Origin of the sequence: Bosea sp. AS-1 (genome assembly GCF_002220095.1) — a bacterium.
Lineage (GTDB): Bacteria > Pseudomonadota > Alphaproteobacteria > Rhizobiales > Beijerinckiaceae > Allobosea.
This window is the reverse complement of sequence record NZ_CP022372.1, coordinates 1,229,656-1,247,879: the sequence shown is the minus strand read 5'-3', so window position 1 is coordinate 1,247,879 and position 18,224 is coordinate 1,229,656. Positions and strand designations below refer to the sequence as shown.

The 18,224-nt window shown below is 66.7% G+C and carries 16 protein-coding genes and 1 tRNA gene; 4 read left to right on the top strand and 13 right to left on the bottom strand.

The window, feature by feature from the left end; translation table 11 throughout:
• Nucleotides 1-56: 56 nt before the first annotated feature.
• On the bottom strand, nucleotides 57-530 hold the full coding sequence (locus tag CE453_RS07510; RefSeq protein WP_089174014.1) for an Hsp20 family protein: 474 nt from the start codon (nucleotides 528-530) through the stop codon (nucleotides 57-59).
• A gap of 310 nt (nucleotides 531-840) precedes the next feature.
• Between CE453_RS07510 and CE453_RS07505 the strand changes: the two genes are divergently transcribed.
• Nucleotides 841-1,896: an alpha/beta hydrolase gene (locus tag CE453_RS07505; protein WP_089177764.1), complete on the top strand. Its 1,056-nt coding sequence runs from the start codon at nucleotides 841-843 to the stop codon at nucleotides 1,894-1,896.
• Here the strand turns inward: CE453_RS07505 and hisN are convergent.
• Both hisN and CE453_RS07495 read right to left on the bottom strand, forming a co-directional pair.
• Nucleotides 1,801-2,583: a histidinol-phosphatase gene (gene hisN, locus CE453_RS07500; RefSeq protein ID WP_089174013.1), complete on the bottom strand. Its 783-nt coding sequence runs from the start codon at nucleotides 2,581-2,583 to the stop codon at nucleotides 1,801-1,803. The two genes, CE453_RS07505 and hisN, sit on opposite strands and share 96 nt — an antisense overlap.
• 330 nt (nucleotides 2,584-2,913) lie before the next feature.
• Nucleotides 2,914-3,834, bottom strand: a complete 921-nt coding sequence (locus CE453_RS07495) for an N-formylglutamate amidohydrolase (protein ID WP_089174012.1) — start codon at nucleotides 3,832-3,834, stop codon at nucleotides 2,914-2,916.
• 255 nt (nucleotides 3,835-4,089) lie between these two features.
• Between CE453_RS07495 and cpdR the strand changes: the two genes are divergently transcribed.
• Together cpdR and CE453_RS07485 are read left to right on the top strand one after the other, a co-directional pair.
• The gene (gene cpdR / locus CE453_RS07490) at nucleotides 4,090-4,449 is read left to right on the top strand and encodes a cell cycle two-component system response regulator CpdR (RefSeq protein ID WP_038363805.1); all 360 of its coding nucleotides are present in this window, start codon (nucleotides 4,090-4,092) and stop codon (nucleotides 4,447-4,449) included.
• Nucleotides 4,450-4,615: 166 nt separating this feature from the next.
• Nucleotides 4,616-4,690 (top strand) — tRNA-Val (locus CE453_RS07485).
• A gap of 97 nt (nucleotides 4,691-4,787) precedes the next feature.
• Here the strand turns inward: CE453_RS07485 and CE453_RS07480 are convergent.
• The 10 genes from CE453_RS07480 to CE453_RS07435 all read right to left on the bottom strand — a co-directional run bounded on the left by CE453_RS07480 (nucleotide 4,788) and on the right by CE453_RS07435 (nucleotide 15,509).
• Nucleotides 4,788-5,204 carry a Rieske (2Fe-2S) protein gene (locus tag CE453_RS07480; RefSeq protein ID WP_089174011.1) on the bottom strand — a complete coding sequence of 139 codons (417 nt, stop codon included), beginning with the start codon at nucleotides 5,202-5,204 and terminating at the stop codon, nucleotides 4,788-4,790.
• A gap of 1 nt (nucleotide 5,205) precedes the next feature.
• Complete coding sequence (locus CE453_RS07475; RefSeq protein WP_089174010.1) at nucleotides 5,206-6,312, bottom strand: amidohydrolase family protein; 1,107 nt, start codon at nucleotides 6,310-6,312, stop codon at nucleotides 5,206-5,208.
• Nucleotides 6,309-7,379, bottom strand: a complete 1,071-nt coding sequence (locus CE453_RS07470) for an amidohydrolase family protein (RefSeq protein ID WP_089174009.1) — start codon at nucleotides 7,377-7,379, stop codon at nucleotides 6,309-6,311. Before CE453_RS07470 ends, CE453_RS07475 begins: the two co-directional genes overlap by 4 nt.
• On the bottom strand, nucleotides 7,376-8,632 hold the full coding sequence (locus CE453_RS07465; RefSeq protein ID WP_089174008.1) for an MGH1-like glycoside hydrolase domain-containing protein: 1,257 nt from the start codon (nucleotides 8,630-8,632) through the stop codon (nucleotides 7,376-7,378). Before CE453_RS07465 ends, CE453_RS07470 begins: the two co-directional genes overlap by 4 nt.
• The gene (locus CE453_RS07460; protein WP_089174007.1) at nucleotides 8,629-9,696 is read right to left on the bottom strand and encodes an ABC transporter ATP-binding protein; all 1,068 of its coding nucleotides are present in this window, start codon (nucleotides 9,694-9,696) and stop codon (nucleotides 8,629-8,631) included. Before CE453_RS07460 ends, CE453_RS07465 begins: the two co-directional genes overlap by 4 nt.
• A gap of 6 nt (nucleotides 9,697-9,702) precedes the next feature.
• The gene (locus CE453_RS07455) at nucleotides 9,703-10,521 is read right to left on the bottom strand and encodes a carbohydrate ABC transporter permease (RefSeq protein WP_089174006.1); all 819 of its coding nucleotides are present in this window, start codon (nucleotides 10,519-10,521) and stop codon (nucleotides 9,703-9,705) included.
• Nucleotides 10,518-11,366: a carbohydrate ABC transporter permease gene (locus CE453_RS07450; protein ID WP_089174005.1), complete on the bottom strand. Its 849-nt coding sequence runs from the start codon at nucleotides 11,364-11,366 to the stop codon at nucleotides 10,518-10,520. The genes CE453_RS07455 and CE453_RS07450 overlap by 4 nt, the downstream gene beginning before the upstream one ends.
• 15 nt (nucleotides 11,367-11,381) lie before the next feature.
• Complete coding sequence (locus CE453_RS07445; protein WP_089174004.1) at nucleotides 11,382-12,674, bottom strand: ABC transporter substrate-binding protein; 1,293 nt, start codon at nucleotides 12,672-12,674, stop codon at nucleotides 11,382-11,384.
• Nucleotides 12,646-13,725, bottom strand: coding sequence for a substrate-binding domain-containing protein (locus CE453_RS07440; protein WP_089174003.1), 1,080 nt, complete (start codon nucleotides 13,723-13,725; stop codon nucleotides 12,646-12,648). Before CE453_RS07440 ends, CE453_RS07445 begins: the two co-directional genes overlap by 29 nt.
• 155 nt (nucleotides 13,726-13,880) lie before the next feature.
• Nucleotides 13,881-15,509: a glucan biosynthesis protein G gene (locus CE453_RS07435; protein WP_349236638.1), complete on the bottom strand. Its 1,629-nt coding sequence runs from the start codon at nucleotides 15,507-15,509 to the stop codon at nucleotides 13,881-13,883.
• 264 nt (nucleotides 15,510-15,773) lie between these two features.
• On the opposite strand from CE453_RS07435, the gene bglX reads away from it, so the two are divergent.
• Nucleotides 15,774-18,176: a beta-glucosidase BglX gene (bglX, locus tag CE453_RS07430; RefSeq protein WP_089174002.1), complete on the top strand. Its 2,403-nt coding sequence runs from the start codon at nucleotides 15,774-15,776 to the stop codon at nucleotides 18,174-18,176.
• The last annotated feature ends 48 nt before the right edge of the window (nucleotides 18,177-18,224 follow it).

Genomic DNA, 18,224 nt, shown 5'->3' with positions numbered 1-18,224 from the left:
TTCCGGGAGCCCTCGCTTTTCAAACCGTGGTGGTCTGAAAGATTACACGGCCAGAATTACGCAGCCTTGGCGGTCTCGACCTTGGCTTCGATGACCTTGGCAGAGCCGGTGCCGATCGGAATCTGGCGCGGCTTCTTGGCCTCGGGAATCTCGCGTACGAGGTCGATATGGAGCAGGCCGTTCTCGAGGCTCGCACCGGTCACCTGCACATAGTCGGCAAGCTGGAAACGACGCTCGAAGGCGCGCGCGGCAATGCCCTGATGCAGGACCTCGCGCTTCTCGCCGTTATCATTGGCCTGCTTCTCGCCCTTGACGGTCAGCGCGTTCTCCTTGCTCTCGATCGAGAGGTCGGCCTCGCTGAAGCCCGCGACCGCAATGGTGATGCGGTAGGCGTTCTCGGCGGTGCGCTCGATGTTGTAGGGCGGGTAGCTCGGGGCCGACTCGCCGGTGGTCACCTGGTCGAGGAGCGAGAACAGGCGGTCGAAGCCGACGGTCGAGCGATAAAGGGGGGAAAGGTCGTAATGACGCATGATGTGTCCTCCAGAGAAGCGACATGCAGTGCGGCCCGCCTCGCCTGAGCGCGGGCCTGATTGAGGTTTGCGCAGCCGGTTCCGGCCTGCGCAGGCTTGATCTGGGGAAGCGTTTTCGGCTTTTCAAGAGGCCGGCGCGAAGGGCATAAACGAAGCTCGACAGCAGCTCGCGTGGCCGGCAGGCGGCGTTCGCTGATGCATTTTCGACCGAGGCGAATACTGGTTCGCGCTTGGAAAATGCGATCAATCAAGGGGCTGAGGCATCTCCGCGATTCGCAGACGCGCGGAAATGTCCCAGCCGGAGTCCGCGATGGCCGAGGCCGCCTTTTTCAACGATTCCGACTACCCGGTTCCGGGCCACGGCAAGACCTGGCTCGCGACGACGCGGGACGGCGCGACGTTGCGTTTCGCGAGCTGGCGGCCGACCGTGAAGCCGGTCCGCGGCACCATCGTCCTCACCCAGGGCCGGGCCGAATTCATCGAACGCTACAGCGAAACCATCGCCGAACTGCGCCGTCGCGGCTTCCACGTGCTCGCCTTCGACTGGCGCGGCCAGGGCGGCTCGCAGCGCTTCGTTCTCCGCGAGCGCAAGGGCCATATCGGCCGCCTGAAGCATTACGAGGCTGATCTCGCCCTGGCCATGGCGGAAATGCAGGCGAAATTCCCGCCGCCCTATTTCGTACTCGCCCATTCGATGGGCGCCGCCATCTGCCTCGACGCCGCCCGCCACGGCGCGTTGCCAGTCGCGCGCATGGTCGCGCTCGCGCCGATGCTCGGCCTCACCATGATCAAGAACCCCGCGGCCGCGAGCCGGCTCGCCAGCGTGCTGTACTGGCTCGGCTTCGGACGCGCCTTCGTGCCCGGCGGCGGCGACACCGCCATCGCCACCAAGCCCTTCGAAGGCAACCGGCTGACCAGCGACCCGGCCCGCTACGCCCGCAACAGCAGACTCTCGACGCAAGCGCGCCATCTCAGCATCGGCGACCCGACCATCGCCTGGGTGCGCAATGCCTTCCGCCTGATGGCCCGGCTCAACGCTCCCTCCGCGGCGCTGGACGTGAAGGTGCCGACCCTCATCATTGCCGCCGGCCGGGACCCGGTCGTCTCGACGCCGGCGATCGAGCGCTTCGCCGCACGGCTCAAGACCGGCTCGGCACTGGTCCTGCCCGAGGCGCGGCACGAGATCCTGATGGAAAACGACGCCATCCGCGCCCGGTTCTGGGCCGCTTTCGACGCCTTCATCCCCGGCGAAGACCAGCCCCGCCCCGCCTCAGCCGGCGAGAAGAGCGAGCGCAGCCTCATGCAGCGCCTCGCTGGCGGCAGCGATGACGCGCCCTCCCCCGGCGGCGCTGCCGCCGTCCCATGAGGTGACGATACCGCCTGCGCCCTCGATGATCGGGATCAGCGCGACGATGTCGTAGGGCTTCAGGCCGCTCTCGATCACCAGGTCGACATGGCCCGAGGCGAGCATGCAATAGGCATAGCAGTCGCAGCCATAGCGCGAGAGCCGGACTTGCGCCTCGACCCGCGCGAAGGCTTCGGCCTCCTCGCCCTGGAACAGATAAGGCGATGTCGTCATCAGCGTCGCCGCAGCAAGGTCCGGCACCTGCCGTGTCCGCAGCCGCCTGGGCCCACCCGGCCCTTCGTAACGAGCCTCGCGCCCATCGCCCGAGAAGCGCTCGCCCGAGAAGGGTTGGTGCATCATGCCGTAGACCGGCGCGCCCCGGCGCGTCAGTCCGATCAGCGTACCCCAGACCGGGATGCCGGAGATGAAGGCGCGCGTGCCGTCGATCGGATCGAGCACCCAGACATATTCGGCCTCGATGTTCTCGTTGCCGAACTCCTCGCCGAGCAGCCCGTGCTCCGGGAAATGCTCCCGGATGAGGCGGCGCATCACGGCCTCGCCGGCGCGGTCCGCCTCGGTGACCGGGTCGAACACTCCGCCTGCCGATTTGTCCTCCATGCTGTGATGCGCCCGGAAGAACGGCAGGATCGCCTGGCCTGATCGGGTCGCCAGATCGGCCACGAAGGCACCGAAGTCGACCGCGCTCATCGCAGGTTCCTCGTTCCGGTTTTTGTGCTCTGCAACATAGCCCCACCCATCAGCTTGTTCCGTTACGGCGGCGTATCAGCAGAAATGCCGCAAATCGTTTTGATTGCAACGATTTCTAGAGGCCGCCATGCACGCATCGCATGGCATCTCTGCTGGTCGACGATTTCGCTTGATCTTTTGCGCCGCACAGTCATATTGTGCACTTGCGAAGGGGAGATGACCTCAAGCCTTCGCTTGCCCTCCTTGGGCGTTTCCTCCCTAGACTTGGGCCGCCACGCAAGTGTGCGGCCCTTTTTTCTTGGTTTTCGCGTTTCGCCGACACAGACGCTGCTATTCGGCAGCCTCGCGCCACTCGTCGAGCCAGCCGCTCCAGCGCGCGAAGCAATCGGCCAGCGCCCGCGATATCCCCTCCTGCAAGGTCGCGAAGCCGGCATGCGGCTCCAGCGTCGCCTCGTTCATGTAGAGTGCGCGGTTGACCTCGATCTGCAGCGCATGGACGCCCGAGGCCGGTGCGCCGTAATGCTCGGTGATGAAGCCGCCGGCATAGGGCCGGTTGCGGGTGACGCTCAGACCGAGCCGGGTGAAGGCCTGCTCGGCGATGTCGATGATGTAGCCGCCCGCGCTGGTGCCGAATCGGTCGCCCAGGATGATGTCCGACTTCGCCAGCCCGTCGCGGTCGAGCCCGGCCGAGGGCATCGAATGGGCATCGACCAGGATGCAGGTTCCGAACACGCTCTGCGTCCGCTGCACAAGGCCGCGCAGCGCCGCGTGATAGGGCCGATAGAGCCCATCGATTCGGGCAAGGCCCTCTGCGATCGGAATCCGTCCGAAATAGATCTCCTGCGCGTCGCCGACGATGCGAGGGATGGTGCCGAGCCCGCCAGCCACCCGCATCGAGCGCGTATTGGCGAAGGGAGGCACGCGCCCGTCGAACATCCGCGGATCGAGTTCGTAGGGCTCGCGATTCACATCGAGATAGGCACGAGGAAACTCGGCGACCAGCAGCGGCGCGCCGAGCGCGACGCTGTGCTCGAACAGCCGGTCGACGAAGGCGTCTTCCGAGCGTCGCAGCCCCTTGAGCGGCAGCCGCGCCTGCTCGACGAAACCGTCCGGGTAGCGCCGCCCCGCATGCGGCACGTCGACGACCACCGGTACCACCTGCAACGCCGGCGGATACAGGCTGAACGGGCGCTCGATCTCGCCGACGACATCGGCGGGAGCGGGCGGGAACGGGGCGCTGGACAGGCTCATCTCGCGCGACTGAAGCACACAAACCGAAGCGGTTGAAGCGGGCTCCCTCGAAGAGCCGCTTTGCGGCTGCTGATTCACGCGTTGTTTACTACGTCGAGGCCTTATAGAAAGGCATGGTTCCAACGATGCGGCGGGGTCGCTACCCAACCGCAGCGGGCCCGAGGGCGGCACGGGCGCCAGACGCATCGAAACGGACTCTGCATCACCCGGGCCGGGCCCGGAGAGACAGGCCTCAGGGACGGACAGAACAGGCCCATGACGAAGATTTTGCTCGCGGAAGACGACAACGACATGCGTCGCTTCCTGGTCAAGGCCCTGCAGAATGCAGGCTATGACGTCGCCTCCTTCGACAACGGCCTGTCGGCCTATAATCGCCTCCGCGAAGAGCCCTTCGAGCTCCTGCTGACCGACATCGTCATGCCGGAGATGGACGGCATCGAGCTGGCGCGCCGCGCCACCGAGCTCGACCCCGACATCAAGGTGATGTTCATCACGGGTTTCGCCGCCGTCGCGCTCAACCCCGATTCGCAGACGCCCAAGGACGCGAAGGTGCTCTCCAAGCCCTTCCATCTGCGTGAGCTCGTCAACGAAGTCGAGAAGCTGCTGGCCGCCTGAGGGGCTGCCGGGCATCCCGTAACGGAGATGCCAACAGCCCTTGAGAATTTATGCGGCAAACGCCTTGCAACCCGCGAAGCGAGCCGCTATAGCCCCCTCACCTCGCAGCGTGATCGCGGCCCACACGGCCCGGACACGCTTCCGGAAGTCGCCTCGGGTGGCAGACGGGCGCGTAGCTCAGCGGGAGAGCACTACGTTGACATCGTAGGGGTCACAGGTTCGATCCCTGTCGCGCCCACCATTTTCGAAGAGCCTGGGACTGCTAAAGAATTAGCGTCCCGGGCTCTTTTGTTTCCGCGTTCCGATGTCGCCTGCCGGCGTCAATTCGCTCCATCGGCTCAGGCTTCGACGACGATATAATCTTCCTCGACGCGGACCGAGACGCGCTCGGCCTGATAAGGCCCGTCGAACAGCTCGTCGCCTCGCCTGATCTCGACCCCATAGGTCTTCGCGCGGATCCGGCCGGGCTCGGCGCGCGACTTGCCGGTGCGGATGTCGAACTCCCATCCGTGCCAGGGGCAGCGCAGAATCTCGCCGCGGCGGGTGTAGCTGTATTCGCCCGGCTCCGCGCCAGCCTCGACAAGCCCCGTGGTCCGGCCCCGGCAGAGGTCCCCACCCTGATGCGGGCAGCGGTTGAACAAGCCGAAGAACTCGCCGTCGAGATTGAAGATGACGACCTTGCGGCCTGCGACCTCCGCGACGAGACGCTCGCCAGGAGAGAGGTCGCAGGCCGGGGCGATGACGTATTTTGCCATGCTAGCCCCGCCCGTAGAGGGCCTTCGCATTGTCGAGGAACAGGGCCTGACGCGCCGCATCGTCGAGCTTGACCGGCACGGCCCAGAGCGGATCGTCAAAATCCCAATGCGGATAGTCCGTGGCGAACAGCAGCCGGTCGATGCCGATCCATTCGACGATATCGTGGAAATGCTTGCGCTTCTCCGGCTCTTCCATCGGCTGGGTCGTCATCCAGACGTGATTGCGGATGTAGTCGCTCGGCTTGCGCGCGAGGTGCGGAGTTTCATCGCGCAGCCGGCCCCAATGCTTGTCGAGGCGCCAGCAGAGCGATGGCAGCCAGGCGAAGCCGGCTTCGATCAGCACCATGCGCGTGCCAGGAAAACGCTCGAACACGCCCTCGATCGTCATGGAGGTGAGCAGCGCCTGGCAGCACTGCGCGTGACCGACCATCTCCTCGATGTAGTAGGACGGCCAGCCGCCCGCCGTGACGGGATAGCCGCCATAGCCGAAGGCGTGGACCCCGATCGGCAACCCGGCACGCTGGGCAGCCTCGTAGATCGGCCAGTAGCGGCGTTGGCCGAGAGGTTCGGCCGTGCGGCTCAGCAGCAGCACCTGGACGAACGCCTCGTGCCCCGCCCAGTGGTCGATCTCGGCGGCAGCAGCCGCGCCGTCCTCATAGGGAACCACGATCGAGGCCTTGAGGCGCGAATCCCGGCTCGTCCATTCCGCAACCTGCCACTCATTGAGCGCACGGGAGAGCGCCGCCGAATAGTCGAGGTTCTGGGCCGCGCCCGCGGCGGGCGCGATCACCGTCATGATGCCGAGCTCGACACGGTTGGGGTCGAGGTGCTGTGTCTGCATGAAGGAGAGATCGCTGCCGGGTCGGCCGTCCGGCGGCCAGGAATCGAGCCGCGCCGCATCGGGCTGGCCCTTCGGATAGGCCGGCCCGCTCTGGTAGCCGTGCCGCGGCAGCATCCCGTAGGTCATGGCGTGCTCCTGCCAGCGCTTCGGCAGGTAAGGCAGGATGTCCGACGGCTTCGCCAGGCAGGGATGGATATCGCAATCGGCGATGATCGGCCTGACGATCGTCGATTCCGGCCTCTGTTGAGTCGGCAGCTCCACGTTCATGCGAGATCCTCCTTGAGTCGGGGATAGGTCGCGAGGGGGTTGTCGAGCAGGATCCTGGTCTTGAGACTATCCGGCAAAGACGGCGGCAGCGCGTCCTGTCCGTCGAACTGCCAATGCGGATAGTCGGTCGAGAACAGCAGAAGCTCGTCCGATCCGGCCTGGTCGAGAATGCGCGTCAGCGCATCGCCGTCCGGCGGCGCATCGACGGGCTGCAAGGTGAAGCGCACCTGATCGCGGATGATCTCGGGTGGCGGCCGGTCGACCCAGGGAATCTCCATCCGCAGGCCGCGCCAATATTTGTGCAGCCGCCAGAGATAGGCCGGCAGCCAGGTGAAGCCGGACTCGATCAGGACGATCTTGAGCTCCGGGAACTTCGAGAAGACGCCCTCGCAGACCAGGCTCGTCAGCTGCGTCTGGAAGCCCTGCGCCTGGTTGACGTAATCCTCGGTGAAATAGGACGGCCAGCCGACCGGCGTGACCGGATGGCGATAGGTCGAGCCGGCATGGATGCCGACCGGCAACCCGTGCTTGGCGGCAGCCGCGTAGATCGGCCACAGGCTGCGCCGGCCCAGAGGCTGGTCGGCAAGGCACGGCAGGAGCACCTGCACGAAGCGCCGATCCGCGGCGCGGCGCTCGATCTCGGCGGCCGCCAATTCGGGGCTCTGGATCGGCACGACGATCGAGGCGCGCAGACGCGCATCCTTGTCGAGCCATTCGGCGGCCAGCCAGTCGTTGAGCGCGCGCGCAAAAGCGGCCGCCATGTCCTCGCTGAACAAGGTCGTGACCGCGTAGAGGCAATTCAGGATGCCGGCCTGGCTGCCGAACGCGTCGAGCGCCTGGCGGCAAAGCTGCTCGCGATCAGAGCCGGCCTTGGCGCCGGCGACACGCCAGTCGGCGCGCGACGTCAAGGGCGCGCGCAACGGATAGCTCGTCGGCTCCAGATCATGGACGCCGCGCTGCGCCACCGCATCGGCCCAATGGGGGTCGAGATAGGGTAGCAGGGTTGCGATGCCCGGCACGGCCGGATGCAGATCGCAATCGATGCCGCCGCTCGTCGCCGCGCTCATGCGCCCTGGTCCTCGCCGAGCAGGAGATCGATCGCCGCGGTCCATGAGAAGGCGCCGCCGCCGATGCCGGCGCCGTCGACCGGGTTGAAATACTCGCTGAAGCCGGCCTGCCCAATCAATCGTCGCGTCTCACTGCGCACCAGCGCCGCGGTTTGCGGATCGCCCGCCTCAGCGAGGCCGGTCGCGATCATCCAGTTGACCACCGCCCAGACCGGCCCGCGCCAATAGCGTTGCGGCTCGAAGCTCGGAGCATCCGGATCGGTCGACGGCACCAGCGCGAGACCACGCGAAGCCCAGCCGTTCAGCCGCGCCGCGAGCGCGCCGGCATGCTCATGCAGCCCGGCGAAGAGCGGCAGGAATCCGGCCGATGTTCTGACGGGGATCAATGTACCGCCAATCAGGTCGCGCGAAAGATAGTGGCGAAGCGCCTCGTCCCAGAGGCCGGACAAGACGACCGTCTTGTGCGCGATCCTGGCCGCGATCGCCGCGCACTCGGCGGCACTGCCGAAGCGTTCGGCCAGCGCCAGAAGGTCGCGCTCCGCCCGCAGCAGGATCGCGTTGGTGCCGACATCGGCGACCTTGAAGGGCGACTGCGCGAACATGCGCTGCGCATCCCAGCCCGCTTCGCGGAACAGATCGACGAGATGGATGAAGCGCTGGTACTCGATACCCCGCGGGCGAAAGGCGGCATCGACATGGCCGGTATCACGCCGGCGGATTTCGGTCCTGGTCTCGGCCGGTACGCGCTCGAGCGCGATGTCCCAGGCCGGGCTGTTGTCCATCCCGGTTTCCCACGGATGGAGCGTCGCGACGAGGCCGCTGCGCTGGGGATCGCGCGCCTCCTCCCACCAGCGATGGTTCAGGACGAGCTTCGGATAGACGGCGCGGGCGCGTTCCGCTCCGGCCTCGCCCTGACGTTCCAGCAGAAAGCGCACGGCGCTGGCCAGCACCGGCGGCTGCGGGATGCCCGACGTCGGCGGCATCCGCTGGATGCCCCAGACATCGGGGCCAGGGAAATAATCGTCGGAAGGTGCATGGAAGACGATCTGCGGGACAAGCCCGTCGTCCCACTGGCCTTCGAGCAGGCGCTCAAGCTCGCGCCAGGCGCGGTCAGCGTCGAAGGTCGCCCAGCCCATGGCGACGAAGGCCGAATCCCAGTTCCACTGGAACGGGTAGAGCCGGTCGGTCGGCACGGTGTAGCCGCCGCGGTCATTGGCGGCGAGAATGGCGCGCGCTTGCTCTGTCCGGCTCATCGGGCGGTCTCCATCGCCTTGCCTGCTTCATCCATCCAGCTCAGCCGCGACGTGTCGGGCTTCAGGAGGATTTCGGTGCCGGGCGTCAGGGCGGGAAGCTGGCCACCGGCCGGCAGGATGACGCGCAGCGGCTGGCCGCCGGCGGCCGTACCTGTCAACAGCACATGCGGTCCGAGCAGTTCGGCGACCTTCAGGGTGAAGGCGAAGCCCGCCTCGCCGGCGCCGGCGAGCGCGACATCCTCGCCGCGCAGGCCGAGCGTGATCCGCCCGCCGGCATGCGGGGGCGCCGCCACCACATATCCGCCGAGATCGACCTTGCCGCCCTGAACCGGCAGCTCGAGGAAGTTCATCGGCGGGCTGCCGACGAACCCGCCGACGAAGCGTGTGGCCGGGCGATCGTAGATGTCGGACGGCTTGCCGATCTGCTCGATATGGCCGGCCTGCATCACCGCGATCCGGTCGGCGAGGCCCATCGCCTCCGTCTGGTCGTGCGTGACGTAGACCGTGGTCGTCCCGGCTCCGCTTAGCACGGCCTTGAGCTCGGCCCGCATCTCGAGCCTGAGCAGCGCGTCCAGATTGGACAGGGGCTCGTCCATCAGGAGCACGGCAGGCTCGACCGCCAGAGCGCGCGCCACCGCGACGCGTTGGCGCTGGCCGCCTGAGAGCTGCGCCGGATAGCGCTTCAGAAGCGGCTCGATATGCAGGAGGGCGGCCGCCTTCTCGACCTGCGCTGCGATACGCGCCGCGTCGGCCCGGGCCATCCGCAGACCGAAGGCGACGTTCTCATAGACGGTGAGATGCGGGAAGACGGCGTAATTCTGGAAGACCATGGCGAGACCGCGCTTGCGCGGCGGCAGGGCCGACACGTCCCGCGAGCCGATCAGGACTCGCCCGCTCGTCTGGCTCTCCAGCCCTGCGATGATGCGCAAAAGGGTGGTCTTGCCGCAGCCGGACGGGCCGAGCAGCGCGAGGAACTCGCCATCCGCCACGGCGAGATCGACTTCGGCCAGGGCCCTGACCTCACCGAAGCTCTTCGCGACGCGTTCGATCGTGATGCTCGCCATGAAGCCTTACCGGTTGCCGATGCCCCACATCGCGAAGAGGCGACGGCGCACGAGGAAGATGAACAGGACCGACGGAACGATCAGGATGAGCCCGCCCGCGAACTGCAGGTGCAGCGGCGATTCCGACAGGACGGAGAGCAGATAGGCGGTCAGCGTCCGCTGCCTGACCGTCAGCACCGATGCTGCGAAGACCTCGTTCCAGGACAGCACGAAGGCGAAGATCGAGGCTGCGGCGATACCGGGCAAGGCGAGCGGCAGCACGACACGCAGGAAGCCGGTGAAGCGCGAGCACCCGAACACCCAGGCCGCCTCTTCCAGCTCTCGCGGGATGCCCATGAACAGGCTGGCGCAGACCAGCGTGGCGAAGGGGGTCGCCAGCACCGCATGCACCAGCGCGACGCCGAAGGGCGTGTCATAGACGCCGAGCCGGATGAAGGAGACGGTGAGCGGCAGGGCGAGGATCGCTACAGGAAAGGCGCGGGTCATCAGGATCAACACGCGGTAGGCTCCCGCGCCCCTGAAGCGGAAGCGGGCGAGCGCGTAACCGGCCGGCACGCCGAGCGCGAGCGCCATGACCATGGTCATAGCCGCGGCCTTGATGCTGACCCAGGTCGCACGCCACACGCCTTCGATGGCCAGGAAGGTCCGCAGCGTCTCGAACGAGATGCCGAAGGGCGCAAAGGGCTTTGGCCATTGCGAGACGATGTCACGCCCGCCGAGCGCACCAAGCGCCAGAAGATAGATAGGCAGCAGCGTCCAGACGCAGAGCACCAGGACGCCGACGAGCAACAGGGTGCGGTTGGAGCGGGCGACGCCGGAACTCATGTCCGCTGCTCCGCCGGCACGCGCAAGGCCACCAGGTAAAGGACGGTTGCGGCGACCGAAATGCCCATGACGAGCACTGCATAGGCCGCCGCCACGCCGTAGTCCTGGCTCGCATACTGCCAATTGAAGGCCTCGCTCACCAGCACGGGGAAGTTCCGGCCGCCGAGCGCCAGCGCCATGGCGAACATCTCGAAGGCGAGCACCGTACGCAGGATCAATGCGGTCTGGATCGAGGGCTTCAGCAGGGGCAGCGTGATGCGGGTGAAGCGCTGCCAGGGCGTCGCGCCGAAGACATCCGCGGCTTCCTCGTATTCCTTCGGCAGCAGCTGGACACCGGCCAGGAGGATGACGAAGACGATGGCGGTCGCGCGCCAGATCTCGGCGACGACGATGGCGGCGAGCAGCGCAGCCGGCGTCTCGTACGTCAGCCAGGCCTGCGGCTGCGTGATCACGCCGAGCTTGAACAGCACGGAATTGAACCACCCCTGATCCGTCAGGATGGCGAGCCAGACCAGGCCGGCCGCGAGGTCCGAGATGCCGAGCGGGATCGACCAGACCCAGACCAGCAGGTCGCGCCCGCGCTGAACCTTGCGCAGCAGCATGGTCATGCCGAGCGCCAGGGCGAGCTGCAGCGGCACCGCGAGCAGCACGACCTTGAAGGTATTGCCCAAGGCGTCCTGGAAATTCAGGTCGTCCGCCATGCGGGTGAAATTGCCCAGGCCCCAGTTGCCGCCCTGCTGGAAGGCAAGCATCGCCGTCTGCACCAGCGGGATCAGGAACAGCCCCGTCAGGAACAGCACCGACGGGGCAATCAGCAGATAAGGCAGGGCCTTGGGCTCACGCATGGCGAACGCCGCACCTCACTGGATGGGACAGGGCCCGTCGCTCGGCTTGTCCGGAAGCCAGCAGGCTGCCTTCGTCTCGGCGATGATGCGCTTGAGCGCTTCCGCCTGCCGGTCGAGCGCCGCCTTCGGGTCCTCGCCGCGCAGCACGATGCGCTGGAAGGCATCGAGATAGACCTTGTCGAACTCGCCGCCGCGCTGGTCGAGCCCGACCGGCAGCAGGCTGACCAGGGCGTTCGGCGCGCTCGTCATCTTCTGCACGGCATCGATCTCGAGCTTGAGGCCGGGGTCGATGTCGGACGGCAGATCGACCTTGGCGACCGGGAAGAACGCGACCGCCTTGGCCGTCTTCACCTGCACGTCGGGCCGGGTCAGATAGTCGATGAGCTGTTTGGCCTGCTCGGCCTGCGGGGCGCCCTTGGCGATGGCGAGACCGGCGACGACAGGCATGTAGCCCAGCCCCTTGGGACCGGACGGCGCGGGGAAGGCGACGAAATCATCCGGCTTCCGCGAGAGCGCATCGATCAGCCGCGCGACATGGTCGAACGCCACCCAGACATCGCCGGACAGCAGCGGCTCCTGCATGAAGCCGTAATTCGTCGAGTTCGGATTGACGCCCTTCCAGAGCTCGCGGAACGACGTCCACATCGCCACCGCCTCAGGCGATTTGAAGGTCGTTACCACCCCCCCGGTATAGGAAGGATAGAGATACCCCTCGAAGAAGCGATGCATCAGGCCGGTCGGTCCGGCCGGGAAACCGAGCATCCGCTTGCCGGTCTTGGCCTGGATATTGGCGCCCCATTGCGCCAGCTGGTCGTAGGTCAGGGCGTTGATGTCGGCCCCCTGCGGCAGGAAGGGCAGCGCCTGCTTGTTGGCGACCATGATATAGGTCGCCTGCATCCAGGGAATGAACATCTGCTTGGCGGTGCCAAGCTTGCCCGCCTCGACCATGCCGGGGTTGAGGCCACGATCCTTCAGCTTCTCCAGCACGTCATCGAGCGGAACCAGCGAGTCGGCGGCCAGCGGCTGCAGCTCGCCATGGAGCGCGCCGATGAGGCTCGATACCGGCTTGCCCGCCTGCTGCTCGGCGCGGATGTGAACGCCGAGCTGCGGCGGCTGTTCGGTGACGAATTCGGCGCCGCCGGGAAAATCCTTGAGGATCTCGGAGCGCATCTTCTGCGCCGACTCGATCGGTCGCAGCTGCGTTGACAGAAATACCACCTGCGCGGAGGCTGCTGTCGCCGCGACGCACAGCGCGCCGCAGGCCGCCGCGAGCGAGCGTCTAAACCGGGTCCCTAGTTTCTGTGTCATGGGTTGTCTCCTCCCTGGAGCGGCGACGGCTCTTGTCTTGGCCGTTTTGTGATGGTGCGGGACCGTCCGACTGTCGCGGCACGAGGGTCGCGGGCCTGAGCTCTGCCATATCGGAACCGGATTCCCCGGAAAGCTGGGCGAGCAGCAGGTCGAGGAGACGCCCTGCGGCGCCGTCGATATCGGGGTCGAAGCTGGTCAGCGGAGTGGCGATATAGGCCGAGACCGGCGCGTTGTCGTATCCGATGATCGACACGTCGCTCCCGGCCTTCAGGCCGGCATGGCCAAGGGCATGGATGGCACCCAGGGCCAGCCGGTCGGTGGCACAGAGGATCGCGCTGGGCGGCTCCGACGCCGCGATGATCTCGGTCGCGAGCCGGAAGCCGTTCTCCTCGCTCGGCTCGGCGAACCGGGAAGGGCCGGGAGCCAGCCCGGCCTCCGCCAGGACCTCCCGCCAGCCCCGCTCGCGAAAAAAGCCGAAACCGTAATCGAGCGGCGCGCCGATGAAGCCGATGCGCCTGTGGCCGAAATCGATCAGCCGCTCCGTCGCAGTGCGAAAGGCGGCCGTGCCGTCGATATCGACCGAAGCATGTCCGCCTGCCCGCGTCCGGCCATGAGTCACGAAGGGCAGGCCGGCGTCGACGAGATAGCGCACGCGCGGATCCTCGAGCCGGGTTCGCGCCACGATCATGGCATCGACGCGCCTGTTCTCGACGAACTGGCGATAGAGCGCGAGTTCGTCGGCACCGGGATAGGCGCTGGAGACGATCAGATCGAGCCCGGCCTGCGCCAGCCGGGGGCCAATGGCGGCGACGAGGCGCAGATAGAAGGGTTCGCCGAGCTGTCCGGGGCCGGTCGGCAGCACGACCCCGACCGCATCGCTGCGGCCACCCTGGAGCCGGCGCGCGGTGGCGTTTGCCCGGTAGCCGATCCGCTGCGCTTCCGCCTCGACCCGCTGACGGGTCGCTTCGGCCACGTCGCGGTATCCACCGAGCGCGCGCGACACGGTGGTGACGGACAAGCCAAGAGCGGTTGCGATTCTGGACAGCGACATGACACCACCTGCCCAAACGCTAATCCAAAACGTTTCGGACGGTCAATCAGGCAGCGCGAGAGCCTGATCGAGGCAGCGCATCACGCATATCGCCGGCAGGCGATGAGGGAAGGGCCTCGCGAAGCAGCCGGGCTCCGCGAGGCTGGATTGGCCGCCTATCGCAGCAGGTTGAGATAACGCTCCCGGTCCTTGAGCGGCATGCTGGCCGGCAAGGGCGGAAGCTGGAAGCTCCAGGTCTCGGAGAGGGTGCGGCCCTCCAGCTCCAGCGCCGCGCGCAGCTCGGAAGCCTTGGTCGAGTCCTTCACCTTGGCCCGATAGGTCAGGCGCCAGCCCTGGATGGCCGGGTTCGGCTGCAGCACCGTCCCGACGATCTCGACATTGTCGTTGGCGCTGATGCGGGCTGCGACCGGCGCATTGGCAGGCAGATCGCGCAGCGGACCGCCCTTGAAGTCGACCAGGAACGCGAGCGTGCCGTCGGCCGCACGGATCAGGTTGGACTGGTAGATTTCGCCCGTCGAGCGCAGCGTCTGCCAGACATGGGCCGGGCCGTCCTTCAGGATGGCGGGCTCGTCCATGGTCCAGTGGATGCGATAGTCAAACTCCATCGCATGACCGACTTCCGGCAGCGCCTCCGGCGCCCAGAAGGCGACGATGTTGTCATTCGTCTCGTCGCCGGTCGGGATCTCGACGAGCCGGACATGACCCTTGCCCCAGTCGTTCTTCGGCTCGATCCAGGCGCTGGGCCGCAGGTCGTAGCGATCTTTCAGGTCCTCGTAGCGCGAGAAGGCCCGGCCGCGCTGCAGCAGGCCGAACCCTTTCGGATTCTCGACCTCGAAGCTGCTGAGCGCCACCATCGGCGGATTGTTGAGCGGGCGCCAGATCCATTCGCCGGTGCCGGTATGGATCGCCAGCCCGTTGGAATCATGGATCGCCGGGCGGAAATTATAGGTCGGCGGCGGCTGGTTGGGGCCGAACAGGAACATGCTGGTCAGCGGCGCGATGCCGAGCGCTGCCGGCGCCCCGGCCGCGCGCTGGAAGATCCGCGCCTTGACGTCGAGCAGAGCGTCGGATCCCGGCGTCAGGGTGAACTCGTAAGCGCCGGTCGCGCGCGGCGAATCGAGCAGGGCGTAGAAGGTGATCGACTTGTCCTGCGGCCCCGGCCGGCGGATCCAGAATTCGCGGAAAGCAGGAAACTCCTCAGGGATCGACATGCCGGTGTCGATGCCGAGCCCGCGCCCGGACAAGCCGTAGATCTGGCCCTTGCCGATGACGCGGAAATAGCTCGCGCCCAGCACGCTCATGATCTCGTCGTCCTTGCCAGGCTGGTTGACCGGGTACATCACCCGGAACCCGGCCCAGCCGAGCTTGCTGGTCTGCTCGCGGTCGAAATGCAGGTCGCCGAAGTCGAAACGGCCCGGATCATAGGGAATTTCGCGCGCCGCGCCGTCGACGATCTCGTTGATCCTGACCGGCGTATTGAACTGCATGCCCTGGTGGTAGAAGGACAGCTTGAACGGCGTGTCGACCTCGGACCAGGCGAAGCGGTCCCGCCGCGGCTGCATCTTCTGATAGTCGAAGAACTGCATCTTGCTGAAGACGTCCGGCAGGTTGCTGGCCGGAGCGGCGTAGGGCCCCGCTGCCATCGTCTTGGCCTTGGCCGTCACCTCGTCCAGCCCGAAACCGGGGCGCTCCTGCGCGAAGGCCGAGGAGCTGAAGGCGAGCATGCCGGCGATCAACCAGCCGAGGACCGTGCGCAGCGACGGGAGGCCGGGCTGGCGCCCCAAAAGGCTTTTTCCGAGAGAAATCGACAGGGATCGGGCCGAAGGAAGCCGGGCCGGATCATTGGGGCCGGCCGCGGGACGGGTCGACAAGTTCACGGAAGCTCCCTTAAATACCGAACGACAGGATGGAACGCGCCCGTCCTGCCTGGCAGTGGCGCGTCCGAGCACAAATGCCCATCATGGGGACAAGGGTCAAGGAATCAGCCCCGCCGATTCGACCCGCGTCCGCGCCCTCCGCCAACCACGATCGAAGTGAACGAACTCAGCATGGATAAACGAAACGGTGTGCCGGTCGTCGACGGGCGAGAGGATGACTCCCGCACGGAGGCGAGCAGGAGCGGCCTGTCCCGGCGACAGGCGCTCAGTGCCATCGCCTCGGCCGCTGCGGCGGCAGGAATGGCCGGCGGACCGGCGGCGGCAGCCCCGAAGAAATCGGCGAAATCGACGGATCCCGCGGCCAAGAAGACGGCCTTCATCGACGACCTGATTGCGCGCATGACCATCGACGAGAAGGTCGGGCAGTTGCGCCTCATCAGTATCGGCCCGGAGATGCCCCACGCCCAGCTGATGGAAGAGGTCGCAGCCGGTCGCATCGCCGGCTCGTTCAACACCGTCATCCGACGCGACAATCGGCCGCTGCAGGAGGCTGCCGTCAAGCGCAGCCGGCTGAAGATCCCGCTCTTCTTCGCTTATGACGTGGTGCACGGTCACCGCACCACCTTTCCCATCCCGCTTGGCTTGGCGGCGAGCTTCGACATGGCCGTGATCGAGCGCATGGCTCGCGTCTCGGCCATCGAGGCCTGCAACGACAGCGTCGACATGACCTTCGCGCCGATGGTCGACATCAGCCATGATCCGCGCTGGGGTCGCACTTCCGAGGGCTTCGGCGAGGACCCCTATCTCGTCTCCGAATGCGCCCGCGCCAGCGTGCGCGGCTTCCAGGGCGCCGCGCCCGACAAGCCGGACACGATCATGGCCGCGGTCAAGCATTTCGCGCTCTACGGTGCCGTCGAAGGCGGGCGCGACTACAACACGGTCGATATGAGCCCGCTGCGCATGCACCAGGTCTATCTACCGCCCTACAAGGCCGCGATCGACGCCGGCGCCGGCGGCGTCATGGTCGCGCTCAATTCCGTCAACGGCATTCCGGCGACCTCGAATGTCTGGCTGCTGCAGGACCTGCTGCGCAAGCAATGGGGCTTCAAGGGCGTCACCGTCAGCGACCATGGCGCCATCACCGAGCTGACGCGGCACGGTGTCGCGCGCGACAACCGCGAGGCGGCGAAGCTCGCGATCAAGGCCGGCATCGACCTCAGCATGGCCGACCAGATCTATCTCGCCGAGCTCCCCGGCCTCATCGCCTCGGGCGAGATCAAGATGGCCGAGATCGATGACCGGGTGCGCGAGGTGCTGGGCGCCAAATACGATCTCGGCCTCTTCGCCGACCCCTTCCTGCGCATGGGCAAGCCGGAGGACGACCCCGCCGATGTGCGCGCCGACAGCCGGCTCCACCGCGAGCCGGCCCGCGAAATCGCGCGCGAGACCATCGTGCTGCTCGAGAACCGCAACCAGACGCTGCCGCTGAAGAAGCAGGGCACGATCGCGCTGATCGGCCCGCTCGCCGATTCCGGGCTCGACATCCTCGGCAGCTGGTCGGCCCAGGGCGTGGCCGAGCAGGCCGTCACTGTCCGTGCCGGCATCGAGAAGGCGATCGAGGGCAAGGCGAAGCTCCTGACCGCGCGCGGTGCCAACGTGCTCGATGACCCGAAGGTGGTCGAGTACCTCAACTTCCTGAACTGGGACAAACCCGAGGTCGTTCAGGATCCACGCCCGATCGAGACGATGATCGAGGAGGCGGTCTCGGTCGCCAACCAGGCCGATGTGGTGATCGCGGTCGTGGGTGAAGTGCGCGGCATGTCGCATGAATCCTCGAGCCGCGTCAGCATCGACATGCCCGGCTCGCAACGCCGGCTGCTCCAGGCGTTGAAGGCGACCGGCAAGCCGCTCGTCGTCGTGCTGATGAACGGCCGCCCGCTGGCCATCGGCTGGGAGAAGGATAACGCCGACGCGCTGCTGGAAACCTGGTACGCCGGCACCGAGGGGGGCAACGCCATCGCCGATGTGCTGTTCGGCGACCACAACCCCTCGGCCAAGCTGCCGATCAGCTTCCCACGCTCCGTCGGCCAGATCCCGACCTATTACAACGCGCTGCGCATCGGCCGCCCCTACACCGAGGGCAAGCCCGGCAACTACACCTCGCAATATTTCGAGGAAGCGCAGGGGCCGCTCTATCCCTTCGGGTTCGGCCTGAGCTACAGCCGCTTCACGCTCAAGGACCTGAAGCTCTCGGCCTCGCAGATGAAGCGCGGCCAGAAGCTCACCGCCGAGGCGACACTGACCAATGAGGGTAGCTTCGAGGGCGCCAATATCGTGCAGCTCTACATCGCCGATCCCTATGCCTCGATCGCCCGGCCGGTGAAGGAGCTGAAAGGCTTTCAGAAGATCACGCTCAAGCCCGGCGAGAGCCGCGTCGTACGCTTCGAGGTCGGCGAGGATCAGCTCAAATTCATCAATGCCGACCTCAAGGAAGTGGTCGAGAACGGTCGCTTCGACGTGCAGATCGGCCTCGATTCCCACGACGTGCAGGTGCAAAGCTTCGAGCTCGTCTGAACCGCATTCCGGTCGGACCGGAGAGCGTGAAAGGCCGCCCTCGGGCGG